General features: G+C 34.1%; 2 protein-coding genes. Both read right to left on the bottom strand.

What is annotated here, in order from left to right; genetic code table 11:
• Positions 1–408: 408 nt before the first annotated feature.
• Complete coding sequence (locus KGF65_RS16560) at positions 409–657, bottom strand: ribbon-helix-helix domain-containing protein (RefSeq protein WP_002825834.1); 249 nt, start codon at positions 655–657, stop codon at positions 409–411.
• 13 nt (positions 658–670) lie between these two features.
• Positions 671–1477 (bottom strand): ParA family protein, encoded by an 807-nt coding sequence (locus KGF65_RS16555; RefSeq protein ID WP_010010267.1) that lies wholly within the window; start codon positions 1475–1477, stop codon positions 671–673.
• Positions 1478–1653: the final 176 nt, after the last annotated feature.

The following is a 1653-nucleotide window of genomic DNA, read 5'->3' as shown; positions in this document are numbered from 1 at the left end:
CAACAAAAATGGACTAAATAGCATTGGTTAGCTACTTAGTCCATTGGATTTAATTTGTTTTTAACTATCCTTCACTTGTCCCATAGGACTGGTTTGCGGTATAATTAACCTACAAATTAAGAACAATGTTCAGACGATTTTAACTTGGCGGTCTAAATTGTCTGAATCTAAGTAGCTCTCTATTAGCTACTTGCTAAACCTAAAATCCCCGATTCCTCGTGAATCGGGGATTTTTCTGTTTAGCTTGATCTCTTTATTTGGTTGTTAAATTAATCTTAGTCTAGCATAGCGCTTACTTACAGGCAACCGTATTTGGTTCAGTGCACTTTACTAGCTTTTACCTAAGCGCAAATTAATCAAGAAAATAAATTGTGTATTTACTTGTTTGATTAATTATTTATTTAATTGCTAAATTGCATCTATGATTGAAGCTAAGAATTCTGAACGATTTTTAAATCCGTTTTTTCGGGCAGCCGTATCCATTTTTTTAAGTTGACTTTCAGTAATTGAGAAGGTCACTGATCGCTTACGCTCTACTTCCTTTCGGCTGATATTTTTCAAAAATGCGACTGCATCTTTCTTGTTGTCTTTCAATGTAGTTTCGTAACTTTCTCTCATTTCTTCGTCTTTTTTATGATTGAATGAATCTAAACTCATAATCTAACTCTCCTTACTTGGTTTTATTTGCTAATTCTTGAAAAAGATGATCGGCGTGTTCTATGAACTTTTGATTTTGCTTTAAAATGGATTCATCATGATTGGCTAATTCAAATATTGAAGCGTGCCTTGCAGTAGCTTTATTAAAGAGCTCTCTTTCAGGAATTATAGTTGCGACTGTTTCATCGCCTTCTATGTGTTTTAGCAAATCGCGAGACATGCTTGTATTATGTCTAATCATATTACCGATAAAGAAAAGCTTTGCGTCAACGTAAGTTTCGCCAGTTCGATAATCAAAAAGTGATTTTCTGAATTTTTCGAGTCGTGTTTCTAGGTCAAACTTAGCATTGTAGCCATGTTCACTGGGTGTAATGGGACTAAGCAGGTAATTACTGATAGCAATAGCGTTTTTAGTGATGGTGCTAAAATCTGGGTGCGTATCAATTAAGATATAGTCATAGTCGGTTAAGCTTAATGAATCGGAGTTGTTTTTAAACCACATGAACAACATCATTTCTTTGTTACTGTTATTTTCTAGATAACTTCCTAAAACATCTAGGTCTATAAAACCGGCTATTAAATCTAGATTCGGTCCGACACTGTCAATTTTTACTTTTTGAGCATTGTCATTTTCTTTAAACGCTTCAGCGATGGTATTGTTTCGTCGTGTCTTTTCAAAAACGGTTGTTAAATTGCACTGATGGTCTAAATCGATTAATAGAACCTTCTTACCATGTTTGGCTAACCAATCACCATAATTTAAAGTCAAGGTTGTTTTACCAACACCACCCTTGATAGCAGTAAAAGTAATAATCTTCATCTTGATACCTCCTTCATCTAGCTTAATTATATCATTAGCATACAAATAAATAAACAATTTATTAAATAATTAACGTAATGGCTTTGGCCGGCTTAATCACGTACTTCGGCAATATCAACATCACTCATTCCCGGCTGATAAGGCTTAAACTAGTCTGATATGATTAACACTTCTTT

This window comes from Lactiplantibacillus sp. 30.2.29 (genome assembly GCF_018991255.1).
Classification (GTDB): Bacteria; Bacillota; Bacilli; order Lactobacillales; family Lactobacillaceae; genus Lactiplantibacillus; species Lactiplantibacillus pentosus.
The sequence above is the reverse complement of the archived record's forward strand: the minus strand, read 5'-3'. Positions and strand labels throughout refer to the sequence as shown.

Bases quoted from the DNA above. Each gene is read 5' to 3' on its own strand.
- KGF65_RS16560 (WP_002825834.1), bottom strand. From the start codon at position 657: ATGAGTTTAGATTCATTCAATCATAAAAAAGACGAAGAAATGAGAGAA.
- KGF65_RS16555 (WP_010010267.1), bottom strand. From the start codon at position 1,477: ATGAAGATTATTACTTTTACTGCTATCAAGGGTGGTGTTGGTAAAACA.